Annotated in this window: 3 protein-coding genes and 1 pseudogene; 2 read left to right on the forward strand and 2 right to left on the reverse strand. The window is 57.5% G+C overall.

The window, feature by feature from the left end:
* Positions 1–141: 141 nt before the first annotated feature.
* Together RZR99_RS32345 and RZR99_RS32350 are read right to left on the reverse strand one after the other, a co-directional pair.
* A complete protein-coding gene (locus tag RZR99_RS32345) occupies positions 142–432 on the reverse strand; it encodes an H-NS histone family protein (protein WP_323123763.1) in 291 nt (96 codons plus the stop codon).
* A 213-nt stretch (positions 433–645) separates the two neighbouring features.
* Positions 646–1383 carry an IS6 family transposase gene (locus RZR99_RS32350; RefSeq protein WP_323123764.1) on the reverse strand — a complete coding sequence of 246 codons (738 nt, stop codon included), beginning with the start codon at positions 1381–1383 and terminating at the stop codon, positions 646–648.
* 381 nt (positions 1384–1764) lie between these two features.
* On the opposite strand from RZR99_RS32350, the gene RZR99_RS32355 reads away from it, so the two are divergent.
* Positions 1765–1935, forward strand: a complete 171-nt coding sequence (locus RZR99_RS32355) for a hypothetical protein (protein ID WP_323123765.1) — start codon at positions 1765–1767, stop codon at positions 1933–1935.
* 716 nt (positions 1936–2651) lie between these two features.
* Positions 2652–3508: pseudogene (locus RZR99_RS32360) on the forward strand (IS3 family transposase); the annotation flags it as partial.
* Positions 3509–3583: the final 75 nt, after the last annotated feature.

The raw sequence follows: 3583 nt of genomic DNA on the forward strand, positions 1-3583 counted from the left end.
TTACGAAGACCGATTCAGTCGGCCATCCGTGTGATTCTCAACCCCGCCTTGAACACGGAATTTCTGACACCCCCCAATCGCGGGCCGCATATCGATACGTATGGTCATCGCGATGTTTTCGTCGGCACCACATCGGGGGGATTATTCCTGGATTAGGAACCGATTCCGGTTCTTGGCATCCTTGATCCATGCCGGCGCGCGACCACGGCCCGACCAGGCAGCACCAGTCTTCGGATCACGATACTTTGCTTCGATCGTCGTCTTTGCTGGGCGGCCTCGATGTCTGCCAAAGATATCCTTCTCGGTAATTCCGTACTCCACAACTTTGGCACGAATTTCTTCGACAACGGCTTGGAATTCTGTAATGCGAGCGGCTTCGGTTTGTGCTACAAGGGTTTCCATTGTGGCCTTCAGCTCTTGGTATGTCGCCATACTTTCCTCCTTTGTTGGTGTTACGCACATGATAGCCGTTTTGGGGTAAGAGCTGCCGGGATGACCGTGCGAAGAGTGCCGTTCGTTTCGTGCCCGCGCTTTTACAATCTTTCGTTGTGTGCCTTGCATTGGACGCTTCGCTTAGACTTGGGCGGATGATCGGGCGCTGTCAACTTGCTGCTGCTTGTCGATAAAGAAGCAAGGGGGCGCGGTTCAGAAAAACGCCGGCGGATTTTGGGTGCTGCAGGTGATTTCACGCCAGGCAACAAAGCGCTCGGCGAGTTGTTGGCGATAAAGCAAGGCGTGCAGCAGGTGGCGCTCTATCGCAAAATGTTGGCGAATCGGACCGAGGCACGAGAGGAACGCCGGCGTACCCTGCGGGTCAGGAAAGCCATGCATGCGCCGCTCGCGTTCTCGGGTGGGCTGATGGCTGTATTCTGCGCGGTTGTTCACGCGCGCACTGGCCTTCACGAAGACATGCTTCACGTTCGCCAGTTCGGGCATCTCGGCTTTCGCAGCAGGATAACTGCGTAGCTGATCCGTGACGATTTTCTTCGGCCCCTCAGGGCAAGCCGCCAGCACGCGTTTGAAGAAGCGTTTCGCAGCGGCTTTGTCGCGTTGTTTCTGGAGCAGGATGTCGAGTTCGGCACCCTGCTGGTCAACCGCACGCCAGAGCAGATACGGTTCGCCGCGCAGTTTCACGAAGACCTCGTCGAGATGCCATGTGGTACCAGGTCGGCGACGGGTGGCCTTGATCCGGTGTGCAAAGCCAGCCCCGAATTTATCGCACCAGCGGCGGATTGTTTCGTGGCTGACAATCGCGCCGCGCTCGAACAGCAACTCCTCGATGTCGCACAGGCTGAGCTGGAACCGGAAATACCACCGGACCGCGTGGCTGATGACTGACGCCGGAAACCGGTGGCCATGGTAGAGCGATTTCGTCTTCTTCATCGTTCCACCTTACCTGACCGGTTCATCAACGTGACAGTGCCGTAAGTTGACAGAGCCGTTCGGCACGCAAGCCGCGGTTGAGGTGCCGCTCGACGTCGTCCAGCGGGTGCTGGGCCACGCGTCGGCAGACCACGACCGTCTATGTGACGGCCGAGCAGCGTCGGATCCGGGAGGAGGTGGGGCGATATTTTAGGAAGCGCTAGCCGGTGGCGGCTGAGGTTCCGGTCACGGCAACCTCAGAGCAAGCTGAGGTCAAGTCAAGCCGGCCGGGGCCGTCAGGCCGCACTGCTGGCACGGGCGCGGTTCAGGCCAGTGGGCCGCTCACGTGGGCGTCAGCACGCCATCGAATTTGTTGAGCATTGGTGTTTCGATGGATACGCGGTGACGCCGCTGTCGGACGAAGAATACGAGCTGGCCATTCCCTATCAGAACGATGACCAGCTGGCTGACGTCGTCCCCAATCTGCTGGCGGCGATCAGCAAGGCCGCCGAGGATCATCGGTGTGTGAGCGAGTCCGAGGCGCGACGGGTCACGGACGAAGTCGAATCGTAGGCCAGAAGAGCTGACTGTCTCAGCAGAAGCCCAATTGCGGCATAACCCAGTCCAAGATTTTAGCCGCACCCCACACCGTCAGCGTTTGTTCGTTGGCTCACACATAAAATCTGACGTTTCCCTCCAAACGCTAGAAACCCTCAGGCCGCTGTGTTCTACTGATTTCATAGCATGCCTATCTAAATCAAAGAAGCACGAGAGAGACGAATTACAAGCCAACGAGGAGGGAGTTTGCGATCAAATCAAATCATTAGCGAGACAAGCGAAGGGATGGCGAGACTGTCAAAATCAGCTGACCTTGACGGGTTCTGCTTTTTTGCGTGGACTGACCCGCACATCACCTTTGAGCACGTTCGTACCATCGGTATTCGAGACGTATCGAGGCAAGCGATAAAACGATTGCTCACTTCTTCCTGCAGGGATCTCAATGATTTCGAAACTCCGCCTACTTGCGGCTCTCGCGGCCGCTGCATCGAGCATACTGGCCGCTGCCCCCACCGCTGAAGCCGCGCCCGCGCCGGATCCGTTCTTCACCTATACCGGCAGTGTGCAGTGGTCTAATGAATCCGGACACTGATTTAGGCGAGAATGGTCGACATGAAGAGGTGTCTGATGAGCAAGCAACGACGTACGTTTTGCCCGGAGTTTAAANTGCAGTGGTCTAATGAATCCGGACACTGATTTAGGCGAGAATGGTCGACATGAAGAGGTGTCTGATGAGCAAGCAACGACGTACGTTTTGCCCGGAGTTTAAACAGCAAGCCGCGTGTCTGGTGCTCGACCAGGGCTATAGCCATATGGAAGCAAGCCGCTCGGTCGGCGTCGGCGAGACGGTGCTGCGCCGCTGGGTGCAGCAACTTCAGATGGAACACCAGGGCGTCACGCCGCAGGGCAAGGCAATCACGCCGGATCAACCGCGTATTCAGGAACTCGCGGCGCGTATCGAACGCCTCGAGCGTGAGAAGGCCATTTTAAAAAAGGCTACCGAGTTCTTGATGTCGGAAGGCATCGAACGTACGAAGTCATTGATCAGATTGGCGCAAGCGAATCGGTCGAGCTGATCTGCGCGGTTCGAGAGTCGAAGTTCTGCTGGCAGTCGCAGCATCATGGGCATGATGCGCGAGGAAGGTACGGCGATTGGCCGCTTCAAGGTCAGCCGCTTGATGGAAGAACTCGGGTTGATCTGCAAGCAGCCGGGCCGCCATGCCTACAAGCAGGCCACGGTCGAGCGGATCGATATCCCGACCATCTCAATCGCGAATTCGAGGTTGGTACGCCGAATCAGGTGTGGTGTGGTGACATCACGTATGTCTGGGCGCAGGGCCGTTGGCATTATCTGGCCGTAGTACTCGACCTGTTCACGCGTCGGGTTGTTGGCTGGGCGTTCTCGACACGCCCTGATGCCGATCGGGTCGTGCAGGCGTTGGAGATGGCCTATGAGCAACGTGGCCGACCGCAAGGCTTGCTGTTTCACTCGGATCAAGGCACCCAATATGCAAGCCGGAAATTCCGTCAGCGCCTCTGGCGCTATCGGATACAGCAGAGCAGGAGCCGTCGAGGAAATGGTTGGGACGGCATTGTCACGTTGGCGCTGGCGGGATAAAGCCGTAGTATTCAGCCGGTCGCTCAGGCTGCGAAAGACGGATCT

The sequence above is a fragment of the Burkholderia alba genome (assembly GCF_034721475.1).
Classification (GTDB): Bacteria; Pseudomonadota; Gammaproteobacteria; order Burkholderiales; family Burkholderiaceae; genus Burkholderia; species Burkholderia alba.